Genomic DNA, 17,212 nt, shown 5'->3' with positions numbered 1-17,212 from the left:
TCGACATGGGACGGGTCACCGAACGGCGTCGGGTACTGAGGATCAGGGACGGAGCGGTCGACCACCGGGCGGACACCCTGGTCGCGGAGGAGCCGCTGGAGATCCGGCTCAACGGCAAGCCACTGGCGATCACCATGCGCACCCCCGGGGACGACTTCGCCCTCGCGGCCGGCTTCCTGGTCAGCGAGGGGGTGCTCGGGAGCGCGGACGAACTGGCGAACATCGTGTACTGCGCGGGCGCGACCGTCGACGGGTCCAACACCTACAACGTCGTCGACGTACGCCTCGCCCCCGGCGTCCCCGTCCCCGACATCACGCTGGAGCGCAACGTCTACACGACGTCCTCCTGCGGCCTGTGCGGGAAGGCCAGCCTCGACGCCGTACGGACCACGGCCCGCTGGGCCATCGCCGACGCCTCGCCGCTGCGGCTCGAACCCGCCCTGCTGTCCGCGCTCCCCGACCGGCTGCGCGCCGCGCAGCGGGTCTTCGACCGGACCGGCGGACTCCACGCGGCCGCGCTCTTCACGTCCGAGGGCGAACTGCTCGACGTCCGCGAGGACGTGGGCCGCCACAACGCCGTGGACAAGCTCGTGGGCCGCGCCCTCCAGCAGGACCTGCTGCCGCTGGCCGGGAAGATCCTGATGGTCTCGGGGCGGGCCTCGTTCGAACTCGCCCAGAAGGCCGTGATGGCCGGCATCCCGGTGCTCGCCGCCGTCTCGGCCCCGTCCTCCCTCGCCGTCGACCTCGCCGCCGAGTCCGGCCTCACGCTCGTCGGCTTCCTGCGGGGCACCTCCATGAACGTGTACGCGGGCGAAGAGCGGATCGCCCTGCCCGCGCCGACGGCCGGGCGGGTCTGACCCGTCCCAGCACGCGTACACGCGTGCGGGACCGGCCGGCGAGGTGCGCCCCCTGCGCCGGCCGGTCCCGCCGTATCGGAGGACCCGAGGTAGACACTGTCCACCTCGAGGTGGACACTGTCCACCATGACCACCGCTCCCCGCGCGCGCCTGCTCGACGCCGCCCTCGCCGTCCTGGACGACGACGGCGTCGAGGGGCTGACCCTGCGGGCCATCGCACGGCGCGCCAACGTGTCGCACGGGGCGCCGCTGAAGCACTTCCCGCACCGGGCGGCGCTGCTGTCGGCCGTGGCCACCGTGGGGTTCAGGGAACTCAACGTGCGCGCCGAAGCGGCCGTACGGGCGTGCCCCGAGGGGGCGCCGGCGGCCGCACGGCTGCGGGCCGGGGCCCGCGGCTACGTGGCGTACGCGCTGGGACGGCCGGCGATGTTCACCCTGATGTTCCGGCACGACCTGCTGGACCCCCGGGACAAGGAACTGGGCCGGGCCGGCATGTCGGCCTTCGACGACCACCTCCTCGTGCTCGTGCGCGCCGCGCAGGCGGAGGGCTGGCGGCCCGGCGCGGACACCCGGGCGCTCACCGGCGCCGTGTGGTCCGGGCTGCACGGTGTGGCGCAGCTGTGGCTGTGGGGCTCGCTGGCCCTGGGCACCGGCGCCGCGTCCATCGACGAAGCGCTCGACGCGCTGTTCACCTCGTTCGACCTCAAGGAACACTGACGATGCATGAGAAGCACGGATTCGACCGCGAGACGGCCGTCACGGCACGTCCGGGCGAGCCCTCGGTCTACGACGCCGAACTCCACGAGGGGTGGCGGATCGGCATGGGCGTCAACGGCGGGCTGCTGCTCGCCCTCGCCGGCCGGGCGCTCGCCGAGGAGCTGGGCGGCGACGGGCAGGGACACCGGGATCCGTTCTCGATCAGTGCCTACTACCTGTCGACGTCGCGCCCGGGCCCGGTGACCGCCCGCACGCAGACCCTGCGCCGCGGCCGCACCGTCTCGACCGGCATGGTGTCCCTGGAGCAGGAGGGCGAGGAGCGGCTGCGTGCGGTCGCGACCTACGGCGACCTGAGCGGCCACGACCACGCGGGCGACGTGCGCACCTCCGCCACTCCTCCGCGGATGCCGCCGCCGGAGAAGTGCGTGGGGACCGACGTGGCGCCGCCGGAGTTCCTGAAGATATCCCCGATGCTGGAGCGCATCGAGCTGCGGCTGGACCCGGACACGGCAGGCTGGGCGGTCGGCGCCCCGTCGGGCCGCGGCATGGTGCAGGGCTGGCTGCGGATGCCCGACGGCCGTGAGCCCGACCCGCTGATGCTGCTGCTCGCCGTGGACAGCCTGCCGCCGGTCAGCTTCGACCTGGGCATCCCGGGCTGGGCCCCCACGCTGGAGCTGACCGCCCACGTCCGGGCCAGGCCCGAGCCGGGGTGGCTGCGGCTGAAGCACTCCACCCGGAACTTCGCTGACGGCTACATGGAGGAGGACGCCGAGGTCTGGGACTCGGCGGGCCGGCTCGTGGCCCAGTCCCGGCAGCTGGCGCGGGTACGGCTGCCCGAGGGCGCCGCGTAGCGGCCGCGCGCCGCGGGCCGTGCGTTCCGGGGGCGGCCGTGCCGCCCCCGGGGGCGCGCCGTCAGTGCAACTGCGCCTGCCAGTCCTCGGGGACCTTGCCCGCGGGCCCCGGGGAGGGCTGCCCCTCCGGGCGCGAGTTCGGCGGGGTCAGTGCGGGACCGTCGTAGTACTGCTCGGTCTCGACGTTCCAGTACCAGTCCTCACCGGGCTCGTAGCTGGTGATGAACGGGTGGCCCTCCTCCTGCGCGTGCCGCGTGGCGTGCTGGGAGGGCGAGGAGTCGCAGCAGCCGATGTGCCCGCACTGCGCGCAGCGGCGCAGGTGGAGCCACCAGCCCGGTCCCTGACCGGCACCGCAGTCGGCGCAGCCGGCGCCGCTCGGCTCGGACGTGGGGTCGATGCCGGGGATCGTGACGTCGTCCGCCATGGTGGACCCGCCTCCTTAACCGCGATCACGTTCTCCTGGCATGCTAACCGCCCTCACGCGCCGCCACCGGGCGAAGCGGGACGGCCCCCAGGCCGCTTCGTGGCGCGCCCCGGCACGATGCGGGGATACCGGACGAAGGCCCGCAGGCGCCTCGCGTAGCCGGATCGGCGCAGCCACCACGGCAGCCGGCGCAGCGGCACGTACGCGAGGATGTCGTCGTGCGCCTCGGTCCCGGGCGGCAGGCCGCGCAGCAGTTCCAGGCACCGGTCGTCGACGGTGCCGTGCAGACGGGCGACGTGGGCAAGGGCCACGACGCCCTGCCGGCGCAGTTCCCCGTACGGCGCCTCCAGCGCCCGGGCGACGCGCGGCAGGATCGCGGCGGCGTCAGGGTGGTTGAGCGCCAGCCCGATGACCGCCACGCCCACCAGCGGCTCCCCGCGCTCGAAGGCCGCGTCCACCTCCTCGGGCCGGTCGGTCCCGAGCAGCGGAGCGGAGTCCGCCCAGTTCATGCCCCGCCCGGCCGCCGCCCGCCCGACGAGGAACTCCCTCCGCCCGGCGGCGTCCGGTTCCCCGCGCCGTGCCCCCTCCAGGTACGCCCAGACCCGCCCGGCCTCCGGGCCCGCGTCGGCGGCGACCCTCCGCCACACCTGCGGCTCCGCCTCCATCAGGGCGGCGAACCTCCCGCCGAGCTCCCCCAGGTCGCACCGGCGCAGGAACGCCAGCCGTCGCGCGTCGGCGTCCGTGACGCGGCCGGTGGCGTAGCCGACGGCCAGTTCGCCGGGTTCCAGCGCGACCGCGAAGCGGACGAACTCGGCCGGTATGGGGGCGGGGTCAGCGGTCACGAGCGCCGAGGCTAGTCCGTGGGGCGCAGTGCCGGCATGCCGTTTTCGTCTGCCCCCGGCGACCGCCCGGCGCGACGGGCGCGGAGTGGGGCCGCGCCAGGTGCGTCCCGGCAGCGTCAGTGACCGTCCGTCAGAACGCTGTCCAGGGCATGCGCCAGGCGGTCGAGCCACTCCGCGGCCGTGCCGGTGACGTGGGGGTGGGCGGCGCGGAAGGCGTCCCAGTCGACGGAGTGCGGGGCGACCTCGGTGAGGCGAGGTGCGGAGGCCGGGTGGCCGGGCTCGCGGCTCATCACCCGGCGCAGCAGGCGTGGGGAGAGGGCGGTGCCGGGCGCCTCTGCGAGGAGGACCGCGTCGTAGAGGTCCTTGCCCTGGGCGCGGCCCTCGGCGGCGGCGTCGGCCTGCAGCCACAGCAGCTTCCAGGCGAGGGAGAGTTCACGGCTCGCGGTGAGTACCGCGGCCGGGGGCCCGCCGTCGCCGCGCGGCACGGCGGTCAGGACGGGCGGCTCGGGGAGTCGTTCGTCGCGGGCGAAGTCCAGGCGCACCTCGCCCGGGGGCAGTCCGTCCGCGTGCCAGGGGACGACCAGGCGCACGCCGGGCGTGTCGTACTCCGCGTAGGTCCAACTGCCGTCGTCGCGGGCGCCCTCCGGGTCGAGGCGTACGCCGGGGGCGGCGTCGGGGTGGGCGCGGACCAGTTCCAGCAGTTCGCCGGGCGGGCCGTCGGGGCCGTCGGAGCCGTCCGGTTCCGGGCCGACGATCCAGTGCAGGCCCTCGGGCGGGACGTGGGCCCGCTGCCCGCCGGTGCCGAACTCCTCGTCCGTCCAGATCTCGGGACGGACGGCGCCGTCGGCGGCCTCCGGCCACTGCTGCACGGTGGCCCGCTCGTCGACGTACGGGTGGGGGTGGAGCGGGTCGATCGGCACCGCCAGGGAGGGCGGGACGATCCAGTCGAGGTCGGCCGGCTCGCGGGCGGCGGCCCCGACCCAGGCGGGCAGCACCATGCTGCCGCGCAGCACGAGGTACTCGCCCAGCGGGGACCGCGCGACCAGGGCCAGCAGGTGGTCCAGGACGGCCCGCCGGGCGGCGGCCGCCGGGTCCCGCTCCGCGGGGGCGGTCACCGGGCCTGCGCCTCGTCGATCCAGCCGTCGTCGAGGGCGGGACGGTCGTCGTGCACGACGAACTCCTCCTCGACCTCCACCGCCGTGAGGCCGGCCTGCGTGAGGTCCGCGAGGAGGCGGTCGAGCCGCTGCCGCGCCTCGGGGCGCCCGACGTCGCGGCAGCGCTGGGTGACGAAGCGTTCGTGGCCGCGGTCGCCGAGGTCACGGCGGGCGTTGCGGGAGACGTGGGCGGCGTGCCGCCCGGCGATCGCCCGGACCTCGTCCAGGCGGGCGGGGTCGGTGATGACGAGCTTGACGTGGTGCTCGAAGTAGCAGCCGGGCGGCAGGGCACGGGCCTGCCCGCCGGTGTGCGGGACGCCGGCGTTCCAGGGCGCGGCCTCGATCTTCACGCGGGCGACGCCGATCCCCTCGGCGCGCAGCCGTCCGGTCCACCGGGCGGCGGCGGCGCGCTGCGCGGGCAGGGCGCCGCGGCCGCGCAGCGTCAGCATGGGCTGGTCGGGGGTGGCGCCCCGGTCGAGCACGATGCGGGTGTACTTGAGGCCGTTGCGCTCCGCCCAGTGGCGTATCCGCTCCTCGTCCCCGGGCCGCGGTGCCGGCACCGTGAAGTGGGTCTCGAAGTCTCCGGTGAAGTCCATCGCCGGGGTCCCGGCTACCACGTCGGCCGGACCGGGCCGCCGGGGGCGAGCCGCCCCAGGTCCGCGCACAGGGCGCGCAGCCGGTCCTCGCCGAGCACGTCGGCCCAGGGGCGTACGGCGTCGGCGGCGGCCTGGTCGGCGGCGCGGGTGCAGGCCCGGCCGCGGTCGGTGAGCACGACGAGCCGGGCCCGGGCGTCGTCCGGGTGGGGGCGGCGTTCGGCGTAGCCCTTGGCCTCGAGTTCGTCCACGAGTTGCCCGGCCGCCTGACGGGTCACCCCGAGGTGCGCGGCGAGTTCGGTGACGGTCGCGCCGCCGGCCGCCATCCGGGCGAAGGCGAAGCCGTGGGCGGGGCGCAGGTCGTCGAAGCCGCGGGCGACGACGCCGTCGTGGATGGCTGCGGTGAGGGCGCCGGCGGCGGCGAGCAGGTTGACGCCCAGGGCCATGGCCAGGGCCTCTTCGTCCTTCATGCGGCCACCTTGACACAGTACGCAAGCAGCTTGAGCATATGGGCAAGCAACTTGCTCAAATTGCTTGCCCATCGGGGAACAGGAGCCCGTATGCCCGTCGTCCGTTCCGCCGACGCCGTCGTCCACGACCTGCACGGCGTCCGCTTCGTCTCGTACGCCCGCACCGCCACCGGCAGCACCGAACTGTGCGCGTGGCGCGGCGAGGTACCGGCCGGGACCGCCGGTCCCGGGCACACCATCAGCCGCGAGGAGGTCTTCCTCGTCCTGTCCGGCAGCCCGCGCCTGACCATCGACGGCGAGGCGTACGACCTGTCCCCCGGCGACGTCGCCACGGCGCCCGCCGGCTCCCGCCTGGCCCTGGAGAACCCGGGCCAGGGCCCCGCCTCCGTCTGGGTGACCACCGGCGTCGGTCTGGAGGCGGTGCTCGCCGACGGGTCGCGGATCAGCCCGCCCTGGGCCCGCTGAACCCGCCGGGCGCCCCGCGGGTCAGCGCGTCACTGCAGGTGGGCGGTGTCGTTCCAGAGGGTGATCGCGGGGTCGCCGTACTCCCAGCCGAGGACCGACAGCGAGGCCGGGGCCAGGCTCAGCACCATGCCGCGCATCGGGTCGAGCCGCAGCCAGCGGGCCGCCAGGGTGCGCAGGAAGTGGCCGTGGGCGAAGACGACCGCGTCGCTGTCCTCCTCCTTGGCCCAGGCCACCACCTCGTCCGCGCGGTTGGCGACCTGCCACGAGGTCTCGCCGCCGACGACGCCGTCGCGCCAGATCACCCAGCCGGGGCGTTCCTCCCGGATCTCCGGCGACGTACGGCCCTCGTACTCGCCGTAGTCCCACTCCCGCAGCGCGTCCCAGGTCCGCGCCCGGTCGCCGAACCCGGCGAGTTCGCAGGTGTCGCGGGCCCTCTGGAGGGGGCTGGTGCGGACCCGGGCGCCGGGGAAGTCGTGCCAGGGGGCGCGGGCCAGGCGCTTGCCCAGCAGGCGCGCGGCCTCCCGGCCCTCCTCGGTGAGCGGGATGTCGGTCCTGCCGGTGTGCTGGCCGCTCTTGGACCACTCGGTCTGGCCGTGCCGCACGAGCACGAGGCGCGGAGCCATCAGGGGGCCACCTCCTTGTCGACGGCCTCGGTGTCGCCGCCGGCCACGCACCCGGCCACGCACCCGGCCGCGCGGTCCGGGGCGAGGACGCCGATAGGCTGGATGAACATCGCCACTGTTGCCTGTGAGGTCACGTGGACAGTGTCCCTCCCGACCGGTGGGACGCACAAAACGGTGCCCGCGCCGCCCGGCGGGGCCCACCCGCGGGCCGGTCCGGCCGGCGCCACGACTCCCGGCAGGAGAAGAGGTCATGAACGCATCCGCCCCTCCGGCGCCGGAGCCGCTCGACGTGCGCTGGATCCACGGGTCGGCATCGGCCAAGCACAACACCGATCCCGACATCCAGGTGTTCGAGTACGACGAACGCACCTTCGTCCTGCGGCAGAACAAGGCGGTCCACTACGAGGCGCCGTTCCTCTTCCTGCTCTTCGGGGACGACCGCGCGGTGCTCCTGGACACCGGGGCCACGCCGGAGGAGGAGTTCTTCCCGCTGCGGGAGGTCGTGGACGAGCTGTTCGAACTGCGGCCGCCCGCCCTGCAGCGTCCCGGCTACGAGCTGCTCGTGCTGCACACCCACGCCCACGGCGACCACGTCGCCGGCGACGCGCAGTTCGCCGGCCGCCCGGACACGGTCGTGGTGCCGGCGGACCGCGACGGCGCCTGGGACTTCCTCGGCTTCACCCAGGACCCCGACCGCGTGGCGCCCCTGGACCTCGGCGGGCGGGTCCTGGAGTGCCTCGCCACGCCCGGCCACCACGCCTCGGCCGTCACCTACTACGACCCGGCGACCGGTTTCCTGCTCACCGGCGACACGGTCTACCCGGGCCGGCTGTACGTCGAGGACTGGGCCGCCTTCCGGCGCACCCTCGACCGGCTGGTCGCCTTCGCCGGGGAGCGCCCGGTCACCCACGTGCTGGGCTGCCACATCGAGATGACCCGCGAGCCGGGCGTGGACTACCCCGTCCGCACCACCCACCAGCCCGACGAGCCGCCGCTGGAGATGACCGTGGACCAGCTCCGCGAGGTCCGGCGGGCCGTCGAGGAGATCGGTGACCGGCCGGGACGCCATCCCTACCCGGACTTCGTCATCTGCCGCGGGGACTGAGGGTTTTCGAACGTACGGCAGAATGTCCGGGTGTTCGCACTCGCCGTCGTGTCGACCGTCCTGCTGCTGCTGGAAGTCGTCCCCTCCGCGGTCGCCCAGCTGATCCGTGCGCGGCCCGGCCTGGAACGGCTCGACGAGCTGACCCGGCTGGGTGTCCTGGAGGGGCGGCGCCTGTGGGTGGTCACCCTGCTCGGCACGCTGCACACGCTCGGCGCCGTCGCGCTCCTGGTGGGGCTGTGGCACCCTCCCGTCGGCGTCGCCGGAGCCGCGCTGGAGGCGGGGATCTTCGCCTGGGTGCTGCTGTGCCAGCTGCGCTCCGGTGACCGGGGGCGTGCCCTGGCCGCGTACGCGCTGTTCCTGGCGATGGCGGGGGCGGTCCTGGTGGTCGACGCCCTGCGCTGAGCGGGCACGCCGCCGCAGCGCTGCGCGGCGGACCGGGCTCACCTCCGGCCGGCCACGACCTCCCGCGGCCGTGTGGCGGCCGCCGGTGCGGCTGCGGGCGCGGCCGCCTCCACCTGCCGGGCCCACCGCTTGGCGAGGACCGCGCACACCATCAACTGCATCTGGTGGAAGAGCATCAGCGGCAGCACCATCAGCCCGGCCTGGGCCCCGAACAGCACGGAGGCCATGGGCAGTCCGGCCGCCAGGCTCTTCTTCGACCCGGCGAAGACGATGGTCACCCGGTCCGCGCGGGGGAAGCCGAGCCTGCGCGAGCCGTACGAGGTGACGCCGAGCATCGCCGCCAGCAGCAGGGCCTCGGCCAGCAGCAGCCCGAGCAGGCGCAGGGGCGTGACCTGGTGCCAGATGCCGCGCACCACGCCCTCGCTGAACGCGGCGTAGACGACCAGCAGGATCGACCCCCGGTCGACCAGGCCGAGCACCTTCTTGTGGCGGGTGACGAAGTCGGCGATCCAGCGGCGCAGCAGCTGACCCGCCACGAAGGGCACCAGCAGCTGCAGCACGATGCCGAGCACCGCGTCCGCCCTGAAGCCCGCGCCGCTCCCCCCGAGCAGCAGCGCGGCCAGCAGCGGGGTGAGGACGAGCCCGGCGAGGCTGGAGAAGGAGCCGGCGCAGATGGCGGCGGCCACGTTGCCGCGGGCGACGGAGGTGAAGGCGATCGAGGACTGGATGGTCGAGGGCACCAGGCACAGGAAGAGCAGGCCGGTGTGCAGCTTGGGCGTCAGCAGGTACGGCACGAGTCCGCCCGAGGCCAGGCCGAGCAGCGGGAAGACGACGAAGGTGGCGGCCAGGACGGTGCCGTGCAGGCGCCAGTGACGCAGTCCGTCCATCGCCTCACGGGTGGACAGGCGCACGCCGTAGAGGAAGAAGAGCAGCCCCACCGCTCCGGTGGACGCCCCGCCCGCGAGGTGGGCGCCGGCGCCTGAAGCGGGCAGCAGCGCCGCGAGGAGCACCGTGCCGAGGAGCGCCGCGATGTACGGGTCCACGGGGAGCCAGGACGGGTAACGCAGGCGGCGCATGGGCTTCCTCATTGGTGCTGGACGGGGCCCTCTCCAGAGTGCCCGGTGACCGGGAGATCGTAAATGACTTTGACCACACTCACTGTCATCACGTAGCGCGATGAGCGGCGGTAGGCTGGCACCGTGTTCGATCCGGTGCAGCTGCGGACCTTCGTCGCCGTCGTCCAGACGCTGAGCTTCACGCAGGCCGGCCGCAGGCTCGGCCTGCGCCAGTCGACGGTGAGCCAGCACGTGCGCAAGCTGGAGGAGGCCGCCGGCCGGCGGTTCTTCACCCGCGACACGCACAGCGTGGAACTGACCGAGGACGGCGAGGCCATGCTCGGCTTCGCCCGGACGATCCTGGAGGCCAACGAACGCGCCGCGGGCTGGTTCGCGGGCACCCGCCTGCGCGGCCGGCTGCGCCTGGGCGCCTCGGAGGACTTCGTCCTGACCCGGCTGCCCGAGATCCTGGAGCGCTTCCGGCGCGACCACCCCGAGGTGGACCTGGAGCTGACGGTGGAGCTGTCGGCCACCTTGCACCGGCAGCTGGCCGCCGGCCGGCTGGACGTGATGCTGGGCAAGCGCGCGGCCGGGGACAGCCACGGTCAACTGGTGTGGAGCGACCGGCTGGTGTGGATCGCCGGCGAGCGGTACCGCCCCGAGGCCCAGCGGCCCGTCCCGTTGATCCTCTACCCGGCCCCCGCGATCACCCGGGCGCGGGCGCTGGAGGTCATGGAGCGGCACGGCCGTGCGTGGCGCATCGCGTGCACCAGCGGCTCGCTGAGCGGTCTGGTCGCCGCGGCGCGGGCGGGGCTCGGGGTGATGGCGCACGCCGAGGGGCTGATCCCGCCCGGTCTGGTGCGGGTCCCGGCCCGCGCGGGGCTGCCCGAGCTCGGCGGCGTCGACTTCGTGCTGCTGCACGGCCGGCGGCGGCCCGCGGCGCAGGAGGCGGCGGACGCGCTCGCGGCGGCGATCCTCAGCGGATCCCTTCGGTCGTGATCTGCTTGACCAGGCGCAGCGACGGCACGGTCTCCACGTGCAGGACCCCGTCCAGGGCGCCGACGCACTCGCTCAGGTAGCGGTAGAGCTGCGGCGTGCTGCTGCAGATGACCACGGCGACGAGATTGGATGATCCGGTGGTTGCCGCGACGTAGGCGGTCTCGGGATGCGCGGCCAGCGCCCGCCCGACGGCGGACAGGGCGGAGGGGGCGGCCGTGATCCAGAAGATGGCGCGGGTGTCGTGGCCGATCCACGCCGTGTCGAGCTGCACGTCGGTGTAGAGCACGCCCGAGCCGCGCAGCTGCTCCAGCCGTCGCTTGGCCGCCGACTCCGACAGGCCGGTGGCGCGGTGCAGTTCGGGGTAGGAGGCGCGGCCGTCCCTGGCCAGGACGGCCAGCAGCGCCTCGTCGGTGGCGTCGAGGACGACCGTGCCGGACGGTGGCTCGGGCGGGGGCGGCTGCAGCGCGGCGACCTCCGCGTCGGAGAGCGCGCCGCGCTTGGCGAACCAGCCCAGGGCGCCGCCGTAAAAGGTGTGCAGGATGCTGTGGGCGCCGATCTCGACGATGCTCGGGGTGCGCGGCAGACGCCCGAGGAGCAGCGCGTCGTGCTCGTCGTGACTGCGCGGGCGCGTCACGCACATCACCTCCGTGCCGCCCGACATCAGCGAGATCCAGGCGGTGTCGTCGCGCCGCGCCAGGGCCTTGGCCAGGGACTCGGCGGCCTCGGGGGTGCTGCGCAGCCGCAGCGCCCAGCGGGTGCGTCCGAGCAGTTCCTGCTCGGGGAGCCCGAGCACGCGCATCCCGAAGTCGCCGCGGAGCCTGCGGTAGCGGCGGGCCACGGTCTGGTCGGAGACGCCGAGGACGTCGGCGATCCGGCTGAAGGGGGCGCGCCCGTCGAGCTGCAGGGCGTGCAGCAGCCGCATGTCCAGCTCGTCGAGCGTGTGGGAATCCATCGCCCTCTCCTTCATCGTGTCGGATTCCAGCGAGATGCCGCCTGTGGCTGGAGGAAGACCGGGTGTTCTCGCGATGGTACGGAGGACCCACCCCGGAATGGAAGAACGGAACGGAGAAGGACATGCGCAAGTGGGGACCGCTGGTGGCGGTCTGCCTGGGCACCTTCATGCTGCTCATCGACGTGACGATCGTGATCGTCGCGCTGCCCGACATCGCGGACGCCCTGGACGCCTCGCTGTCCGACCTCCAGTGGATGATCGACATCTACGCGCTGGCACTGGCCGCCCTGCTGCTGGGAGCCGGCTCCGCGGCCGACGTGATCGGGCGGCGCCGGATGTACGTCGCGGGGACGGCCCTGTTCGCGGCGGCCTCCCTCGCCTGCGGACTCGCACCCGGAGCGGGGGTCCTGGTGGCGATGCGCGCGGTGCAGGGGGTCGGCGCGACGGCGATGTTCGCCACGACGCTCTCCCTGCTCGGCGCGGCCTACCAGGGCCGCGACCGCTCGGTGGCGCTGGGCGTGTGGGGCGCGGTCAGCGGCGCGGCGGCGGCACTCGGGCCGGTGCTGGGCGGCCTGCTGACCCAGGCGCTGGACTGGCGCTGGATCTTCTACGTCAACCTGCCGGTGAGCGTCGTGGCGATCGCCCTGACGCTGCGGGTGGTGAAGGAGTCCCGGGGGCAGGGCGGGGCCCGCATCGACTGGCCGGGCACGGCGTCCTTCACCGCCTTCGCCGGGCTGCTCACCTTCGCCGTGATCCGGGCGGACGAGGCCGGCTGGGCCTCGGCCCGTACGGCGTGGACGCTCGGCGGCGCGGTGGCGGCGCTGGTGGTGTTCGTGGTGGTCGAGCGGCGCGCCGCGCAGCCGATGCTGGACCTGGCGCTGTTCCGCAACCCCTCCTTCACCGCGATCATGGTCGGTGCGCTGGCGCTCAGCGCGACGGCCTTCGGCTTCCTGCCGTACACCTCGCTGTGGCTGCAGACGCTGCTCGGCCTGAGCCCGGTCCGCGGCGGCCTGGTGCTGATACCCCTGGCGCTGGCGGCGTTCGCGGCCTCGGCGGTGGGCGGCCGGTTCCTGCACGGGGCGCCGTACCGGCTGGTGATCGGCGGCGGGATGGTGCTCATCGGGGCCGGCGCACTGGCCCAGGCGGTGCTGGACGCCGGTTCCGGCTGGGCCGCGCTGACCGCGGGCCTGGTGGTGGCGGGCCTCGGCGTCGGGCTGGTCAATCCGGCGATCGCGGGCGCCGCGCTGGCCTCCGTGCCGCCGCGCCGGGCCGGCATGGCGGGCGGTGCGGTCAACACCTTCCGGCAGCTGGGGTACGCGCTCGGCGTCGCCGTGTTCGGCACCCTGCTCTCCACGCGGATGGAGCACTCGCTGAGCGACGCCGGGGCCCCCGCCCCGCACGCGACGGCCCGCGCGCTCGCGGGCGGCGGAGCGCGGGAGCTGCTGGCCCGGGTCCCCGCCGGCCGGCGCGCGGCGGCCGACCACGCGCTGCACGCCGCCTTCGCCTCGGGCCTGAACGCGGCGGCCCTGGCGGCCGGCGTCGCCGGCCTGCTGGCGGGTGCGGTCGTGCTCGTCCTGGTACGCGAGCGGCCGGGCAAGCCGGCGCCCGCCGCGGCACCCGAGCCTGTGGGGGCTGTAGAGCGGCCGTGATCCCCGCGAGGGGATTTGGTGGAGAGTCCGGGCGGACCTCGGTCCGCCCGGAAACCGTCCTCCGGCGCCATGTTCCTTGCGGTAACAGGGAATCGGCTCGTCGCAAAGGTGTGAGGGAGCCCACGCGGGCCTTCACAGCCGATTGTCACGCCCCTCCCCTCCGCACGTGGTATCGGGTACGTTCTGTGACCGCCGAGGCGGTCGAGGAGCGACGTTGCGCGAGTTCACCATTCCCCCACTGGTGACGGCACCCCAAGTCGGAGGTCTGGCGGACGCCGTGTTCGCCAATGCCGACGAGGAGCCGGACCGGATCGTGCTGAGCCGCCGCGCCGGAGCGGACGGCACGGACTGGGAGCACGTCACGGCCGCCCGCTTCCGCGACGAGGTCCTGGCGGTGGCCAGGGGCCTGCTGGCCCAGGGGATCCGCTTCGGCGACCGGGTCGGCCTGATGTCCCGCACCCGCTACGAGTGGACCGTGCTGGACTTCGCGCTGTGGGCGATCGGCGCCCAGCCCGTCCCGATCTACCCCACCTCGTCCTCGGACCAGGTCCGCTGGATGCTGCACGACTCCGAGGCGGTCGCCTGCGTCGTCGAGCACGAGGACCACGCGATGACGATCGGCGCGGTCATCGACGAACTCCCCCACCTGACCCGGCTGTGGCAGCTGGACTCCGACGCGCTGTCCGAACTGGCCCGGCACGGCCTGTCCGTCGACGACGACCTGGTCCACCAGTACCGCGAGGCGGTCACCCCCGACGCCACCGCGACGATCATCTACACCTCGGGCACCACCGGCCGCCCCAAGGGATGCGTGATCACCCACGGCAACTTCATGGCCGAGAGCGACAACGTCGTCGCCCGGTACGAGCCCGTCTTCCACAGCAAGCGCGGCGACGAGGCGTCCACCCTGCTCTTCCTGCCGCTCGCCCACGTCTTCGGGCGCATGGTGGAGGTCGCGGCCGTCCGCGCGAAGGTCCGGCTGGGGCACCAGCCCAACCTGGCCGCGGCCGAGCTGCTGCCCGCGATGGCCTCGTTCCAGCCGACCTTCGTACTCGCCGTCCCGTACGTCTTCGAGAAGGTCTTCCAGGGCGCCCGCCGCAAGGCCGAGGCGGGGGGCAAGCTCGGGCCCTTCGAGAAGGCGGTGGAAGTGGCGGTGCGGCACGCCGAGGCGACCGAGGCCCGGGCCTTCGGCACCGGCCCCGGCCCCAGCACCTCGCTGCGGATGCAGCACCAGCTGTACGAGAAGCTGGTCTACGGCAAGGTGCGCGCCGCCCTCGGCGGCAAGGTCCGGCACGCCTTCTCCGGCGGCTCGGCGATGGACCGGCAGCTGGGGCTCTTCTTCGACGGCGCGGGCGTGCGGATCTTCGAGGGGTACGGCCTCACCGAGACCACGGCCGCCGCGGTCGCCAACCCGCCCGAGCAGACACGTTTCGGCACCGTGGGCCTGCCCATCCCGGGCACCACGGTGCACATCGCGGACGACGGCGAGATCTGGGTGTACGGCGGCCAGGTCTTCAGCGAGTACCTCAACAACCCCAAGGCCACCGCGGAGGTCCTGCACGACGGCTGGCTCGCCACCGGCGACCTCGGCGCGCTCGACGAGGACGGCTACCTCACGATCACCGGGCGGAAGAAGGAGATCCTGGTGACCAGCGGCGGCAAGTCCGTCTCGCCGGTGGTCCTGGAGGACCGCGTGCGGTCCCACCCGCTGGTCTCGCAGTGCGTCGTGGTCGGCAACGACCGGCCCTTCATCGGGGCGCTGATCACCCTCGACCCCGAGGGCGTCGGGCACTGGCTGACGATGCGGGCCAAGCCGCAGCTGCCGATCGCCAAGCTGATCCACGACGCCGACCTGGAGACGGAGATCCGGCGCGCGGTCGTCGCCGCCAACACGCTCGTCTCCCAGGCCGAGTCGATCCGCACCTTCCGCATCCTGGCCGGGCAGTTCTCCGAGGAGGGCGGCCTGCTCACGCCCTCGCTCAAGCTGAAGAGAAGGGCGATAGAGAAGGCGTACACCCGCGAGATCGAGGCCCTCTACCACGCCTGAGGCCGGCTCCGGGGGTGCCGGGGATGCCGGGGAATGCCGGGGAATGCCGCCGCCGCGGAGATCGTTGGAATGTGGATCAATGTTGAGTCCTCCTCCGACGACGTAAGGACGACCTGCTCGTGAGCAAGGTTCCCGACATCACCCTGAACAACGGCGTCACCATGCCTCAGCTCGGTTTCGGCGTCTGGCAGGTCCCGGACGACGAAGCCGCCACCGCGGTCGCCACGGCCCTGGAGGCCGGCTACCGCAGCATCGACACCGCCGCGCTCTACCGCAACGAACGCGGCACCGGCCGCGCCATCGCCGCCTCGGGCATCCCGCGCGAGGAACTGTTCGTCACCACCAAGCTGTGGAACACCGACCAGGGCCACGACAACGCCCTGCGCGCCTTCGACGCCTCCCTGGACAAGCTCGGCCTGGACCACGTGGACCTCTACCTGATCCACTGGCCCACCCCCGCCCGCGGCCTGTACGGGGAGACCTGGCGCGCCCTGGAGAAGATCCACGCCGACGGCCGCGCGAGGGCGATCGGCGTGTCGAACTTCCCGGTCGCCCAGCTGCAGCACCTGCTCGACGAGGGCGGCGTCGTACCCGCACTCAACCAGATCGAGCTGCACCCCAACCTCCCCCAGAGCGAGCTGCGGGCCTTCCACGCGGGCCACGACATCGCCACCGAGGCCTGGTCGCCGCTCGGCCAGGGCCGCGGCCTCCTCGACGAGCCCGCGCTCGCCGCCCTCGCCGCCAAGCACGGCAGGACCCCGGCCCAGGTCGTCCTGCGCTGGCACCTCCAGCTCGGCAACGTCGTGATCCCCAAGTCCGTGACCCCGTCGCGGATCCGGGAGAACATCGACGTCTTCGGCTTCGAGCTCGACGGCGAGGACCTGGCCGCGATCGACGCCCTCGACAACGGCGGGCGCCTCGGCCCGGACCCGACGTCGTTCAACTGACGCACGCGCACGCGCCGCGGGGCGGCGGCGGGCCGGCCGGGCCTGCCGCCGCCCGGAGCGGTCAGACGTCGCCGGCGACGACCGGGTAGTGGTCCGAGTAGTCGTCGAAGGTGTAGGTGGTGCCCCAGCTGGTGACCGACCACAGCGGCGAGTGCTCGTCGACCACGCGGTTGTTCCAGCGGGCGGGGCGGGCGTGGCCGTTGCGCAGGAGCGCGTGGTCCAGACGCTGCGCGGGGTCGTCGGGGTAGCGGTCGTACGCGACGGAGTTGGTGGCGGGGTCGAAGCTGGCGGCCGGACCGGGGTCGGCGTCGGGCGCCGCGACGTCCAGGTCGGCGAGCATGCCGGCGTACTCGGCACCGCCGGCGTCGGTGTTGAGGTCGCCCGCGATGACGACCGGCTCGGCGGCCGGGATCGCCCGGGCGTCGAGGAAGGCGTCGATCTCCCGGTTCTGGGCGGAGCGGACGCCCGCGGCCTCGCCGCTGCCGCAGGCGGAGTCGTCGGCCTGGGTGTGCGTGCCGACGACGTGGACCCGGGTGCCGTTCACGTCGAGGACGACGTACACGAAGCCCTTGTTGGAGAACCAGTCCGCGCCGCACGCGTCGCCGTACACGTGCTGGACCTTCTCCAGGATCGGCCACTTGCTGAGGATCGTCACACCACCGTCCTCGGGCGTGAGGGAGCTGTAGGCGCCCTCGGTGCGGTCCCAGCCGCTCTTGGACCGGCCCAGCACCGGGGTCTGGTAGGGGTAGCGGCTCCTGAGGTTCGCCTGCAGCCGGTCGGAGGCCCCGTTGTCGAACGCCTCCTGGAAGACCAGGACGTCGGCGCCCTGGACGTAACCGGAGGCGGCGATGAGGTCGGCGCGCTGCAGCTGGCCCCAGTTGGGGTAGAGGGTGCGCGGCAGCATCATCACGTTGCTGGTGACCAGCCGCAGTGGGGGCGCGGCGGCGGTGGCCGTGGGGGCCGCGGCGGCGGTTCCGGTGCCGGCGGCGCCGGCGGACGAGGCGATGAGCAGGACGAAGGCGCAAGCGGCGGCGGCTCTGCCGTGTCTCACGGGCTCTCC

Annotated in this window: 20 protein-coding genes; 10 read left to right on the top strand and 10 right to left on the bottom strand. The window is 74.1% G+C overall.

What is annotated here, in order from left to right:
- The first annotated feature begins 5 nt into the window (after positions 1-5).
- From fdhD to AC1VWI_RS34365, 3 genes are all read left to right on the top strand, one after another.
- Positions 6-857, top strand: coding sequence for a formate dehydrogenase accessory sulfurtransferase FdhD (fdhD, locus tag AC1VWI_RS34375; RefSeq protein WP_499514914.1), 852 nt, complete (start codon positions 6-8; stop codon positions 855-857).
- Positions 858-983: 126 nt separating this feature from the next.
- Positions 984-1,574: a TetR/AcrR family transcriptional regulator gene (locus AC1VWI_RS34370; protein ID WP_499514913.1), complete on the top strand. Its 591-nt coding sequence runs from the start codon at positions 984-986 to the stop codon at positions 1,572-1,574.
- Positions 1,575-1,576: 2 nt separating this feature from the next.
- Positions 1,577-2,425 (top strand): thioesterase family protein, encoded by an 849-nt coding sequence (locus AC1VWI_RS34365; RefSeq protein ID WP_499514912.1) that lies wholly within the window; start codon positions 1,577-1,579, stop codon positions 2,423-2,425.
- Positions 2,426-2,486: 61 nt separating this feature from the next.
- Here the strand turns inward: AC1VWI_RS34365 and AC1VWI_RS34360 are convergent, their stop codons facing one another.
- The 5 genes from AC1VWI_RS34360 to AC1VWI_RS34340 all read right to left on the bottom strand — a co-directional run bounded on the left by AC1VWI_RS34360 (position 2,487) and on the right by AC1VWI_RS34340 (position 5,908).
- A complete protein-coding gene (locus AC1VWI_RS34360) occupies positions 2,487-2,849 on the bottom strand; it encodes a UBP-type zinc finger domain-containing protein (protein WP_499514911.1) in 363 nt (120 codons plus the stop codon).
- A 53-nt stretch (positions 2,850-2,902) separates the two neighbouring features.
- The gene (locus AC1VWI_RS34355) at positions 2,903-3,691 is read right to left on the bottom strand and encodes a hypothetical protein (protein ID WP_499514910.1); all 789 of its coding nucleotides are present in this window, start codon (positions 3,689-3,691) and stop codon (positions 2,903-2,905) included.
- A 116-nt stretch (positions 3,692-3,807) separates the two neighbouring features.
- Positions 3,808-4,806 (bottom strand): nucleotidyl transferase AbiEii/AbiGii toxin family protein, encoded by a 999-nt coding sequence (locus AC1VWI_RS34350; RefSeq protein WP_499514909.1) that lies wholly within the window; start codon positions 4,804-4,806, stop codon positions 3,808-3,810.
- Complete coding sequence (locus tag AC1VWI_RS34345; RefSeq protein ID WP_499514908.1) at positions 4,803-5,441, bottom strand: hypothetical protein; 639 nt, start codon at positions 5,439-5,441, stop codon at positions 4,803-4,805. The genes AC1VWI_RS34350 and AC1VWI_RS34345 overlap by 4 nt, the downstream gene beginning before the upstream one ends.
- Positions 5,442-5,455: 14 nt before the next feature.
- Complete coding sequence (locus AC1VWI_RS34340) at positions 5,456-5,908, bottom strand: MarR family winged helix-turn-helix transcriptional regulator (RefSeq protein ID WP_499514907.1); 453 nt, start codon at positions 5,906-5,908, stop codon at positions 5,456-5,458.
- Between the two features lie 90 nt (positions 5,909-5,998).
- Between AC1VWI_RS34340 and AC1VWI_RS34335 the strand changes: the two genes are divergently transcribed.
- Entirely contained in the window at positions 5,999-6,373 is a 375-nt protein-coding gene (locus AC1VWI_RS34335; protein ID WP_499514906.1) for a cupin domain-containing protein, read from the top strand.
- A 29-nt stretch (positions 6,374-6,402) separates the two neighbouring features.
- Here AC1VWI_RS34335 and AC1VWI_RS34330 read toward each other — a convergent pair whose 3' ends face one another.
- Together AC1VWI_RS34330 and AC1VWI_RS34325 are read right to left on the bottom strand one after the other, a co-directional pair.
- The gene (locus AC1VWI_RS34330; protein ID WP_499514905.1) at positions 6,403-6,996 is read right to left on the bottom strand and encodes a histidine phosphatase family protein; all 594 of its coding nucleotides are present in this window, start codon (positions 6,994-6,996) and stop codon (positions 6,403-6,405) included.
- Positions 6,996-7,130: a hypothetical protein gene (locus AC1VWI_RS34325; RefSeq protein ID WP_499514904.1), complete on the bottom strand. Its 135-nt coding sequence runs from the start codon at positions 7,128-7,130 to the stop codon at positions 6,996-6,998. The genes AC1VWI_RS34330 and AC1VWI_RS34325 overlap by 1 nt, the downstream gene beginning before the upstream one ends.
- Positions 7,131-7,246: 116 nt before the next feature.
- On the opposite strand from AC1VWI_RS34325, the gene AC1VWI_RS34320 reads away from it, so the two are divergent.
- Positions 7,247-8,101, top strand: coding sequence for an MBL fold metallo-hydrolase (locus AC1VWI_RS34320; protein ID WP_499514903.1), 855 nt, complete (start codon positions 7,247-7,249; stop codon positions 8,099-8,101).
- A gap of 30 nt (positions 8,102-8,131) precedes the next feature.
- Positions 8,132-8,503: a DoxX family protein gene (locus tag AC1VWI_RS34315; protein WP_499514902.1), complete on the top strand. Its 372-nt coding sequence runs from the start codon at positions 8,132-8,134 to the stop codon at positions 8,501-8,503.
- Between the two features lie 38 nt (positions 8,504-8,541).
- On the opposite strand, the gene AC1VWI_RS34310 is transcribed toward AC1VWI_RS34315, so the two are convergent.
- Positions 8,542-9,579 (bottom strand): bile acid:sodium symporter family protein, encoded by a 1,038-nt coding sequence (locus AC1VWI_RS34310; protein ID WP_499514901.1) that lies wholly within the window; start codon positions 9,577-9,579, stop codon positions 8,542-8,544.
- 123 nt (positions 9,580-9,702) lie between these two features.
- On the opposite strand from AC1VWI_RS34310, the gene AC1VWI_RS34305 reads away from it, so the two are divergent.
- Positions 9,703-10,557 carry a LysR substrate-binding domain-containing protein gene (locus AC1VWI_RS34305; RefSeq protein ID WP_499514900.1) on the top strand — a complete coding sequence of 285 codons (855 nt, stop codon included), beginning with the start codon at positions 9,703-9,705 and terminating at the stop codon, positions 10,555-10,557.
- Here AC1VWI_RS34305 and AC1VWI_RS34300 read toward each other — a convergent pair.
- Positions 10,535-11,509, bottom strand: a complete 975-nt coding sequence (locus AC1VWI_RS34300) for an Lrp/AsnC family transcriptional regulator (RefSeq protein WP_499514899.1) — start codon at positions 11,507-11,509, stop codon at positions 10,535-10,537. The genes AC1VWI_RS34305 and AC1VWI_RS34300 overlap by 23 nt on opposite strands.
- A gap of 122 nt (positions 11,510-11,631) precedes the next feature.
- Between AC1VWI_RS34300 and AC1VWI_RS34295 the strand changes: the two genes are divergently transcribed.
- From AC1VWI_RS34295 to AC1VWI_RS34285, 3 genes are all read left to right on the top strand, one after another.
- A complete protein-coding gene (locus tag AC1VWI_RS34295) occupies positions 11,632-13,158 on the top strand; it encodes an MFS transporter (protein ID WP_499514898.1) in 1,527 nt (508 codons plus the stop codon).
- Between the two features lie 214 nt (positions 13,159-13,372).
- On the top strand, positions 13,373-15,205 hold the full coding sequence (locus AC1VWI_RS34290) for an AMP-dependent synthetase/ligase (protein ID WP_499514897.1): 1,833 nt from the start codon (positions 13,373-13,375) through the stop codon (positions 15,203-15,205).
- A gap of 119 nt (positions 15,206-15,324) precedes the next feature.
- Positions 15,325-16,152 (top strand): aldo/keto reductase, encoded by an 828-nt coding sequence (locus AC1VWI_RS34285; RefSeq protein ID WP_499514896.1) that lies wholly within the window; start codon positions 15,325-15,327, stop codon positions 16,150-16,152.
- Positions 16,153-16,213: 61 nt separating this feature from the next.
- Here the strand turns inward: AC1VWI_RS34285 and sph are convergent, their stop codons facing one another.
- The gene (sph, locus tag AC1VWI_RS34280; RefSeq protein ID WP_499514895.1) at positions 16,214-17,203 is read right to left on the bottom strand and encodes a sphingomyelin phosphodiesterase; all 990 of its coding nucleotides are present in this window, start codon (positions 17,201-17,203) and stop codon (positions 16,214-16,216) included.
- Between the last annotated feature and the right edge of the window lie 9 nt (positions 17,204-17,212).

Source organism: Streptomyces sp. TOM-9, assembly GCF_056858595.1.
Note: the sequence above shows the minus strand (reverse complement) of the source record. Positions and strands in the feature narration are given on the sequence as shown.

Coding starts and splice junctions, on each gene's coding strand:
- AC1VWI_RS34330 (WP_499514905.1), bottom strand. CDS start 6,996: ATGGCTCCGCGCCTCGTGCTCGTGCGGCACGGCCAGACCGAGTGGTCC.
- fdhD (WP_499514914.1), top strand. CDS start 6: ATGGGACGGGTCACCGAACGGCGTCGGGTACTGAGGATCAGGGACGGA.
- AC1VWI_RS34370 (WP_499514913.1), top strand. CDS start 984: ATGACCACCGCTCCCCGCGCGCGCCTGCTCGACGCCGCCCTCGCCGTC.
- AC1VWI_RS34300 (WP_499514899.1), bottom strand. CDS start 11,509: ATGGATTCCCACACGCTCGACGAGCTGGACATGCGGCTGCTGCACGCC.
- AC1VWI_RS34335 (WP_499514906.1), top strand. CDS start 5,999: ATGCCCGTCGTCCGTTCCGCCGACGCCGTCGTCCACGACCTGCACGGC.
- AC1VWI_RS34360 (WP_499514911.1), bottom strand. CDS start 2,849: ATGGCGGACGACGTCACGATCCCCGGCATCGACCCCACGTCCGAGCCG.
- AC1VWI_RS34345 (WP_499514908.1), bottom strand. CDS start 5,441: ATGGACTTCACCGGAGACTTCGAGACCCACTTCACGGTGCCGGCACCG.
- AC1VWI_RS34320 (WP_499514903.1), top strand. CDS start 7,247: ATGAACGCATCCGCCCCTCCGGCGCCGGAGCCGCTCGACGTGCGCTGG.
- AC1VWI_RS34365 (WP_499514912.1), top strand. CDS start 1,577: ATGCATGAGAAGCACGGATTCGACCGCGAGACGGCCGTCACGGCACGT.
- AC1VWI_RS34295 (WP_499514898.1), top strand. CDS start 11,632: ATGCGCAAGTGGGGACCGCTGGTGGCGGTCTGCCTGGGCACCTTCATG.
- AC1VWI_RS34310 (WP_499514901.1), bottom strand. CDS start 9,579: ATGCGCCGCCTGCGTTACCCGTCCTGGCTCCCCGTGGACCCGTACATC.
- AC1VWI_RS34340 (WP_499514907.1), bottom strand. CDS start 5,908: ATGAAGGACGAAGAGGCCCTGGCCATGGCCCTGGGCGTCAACCTGCTC.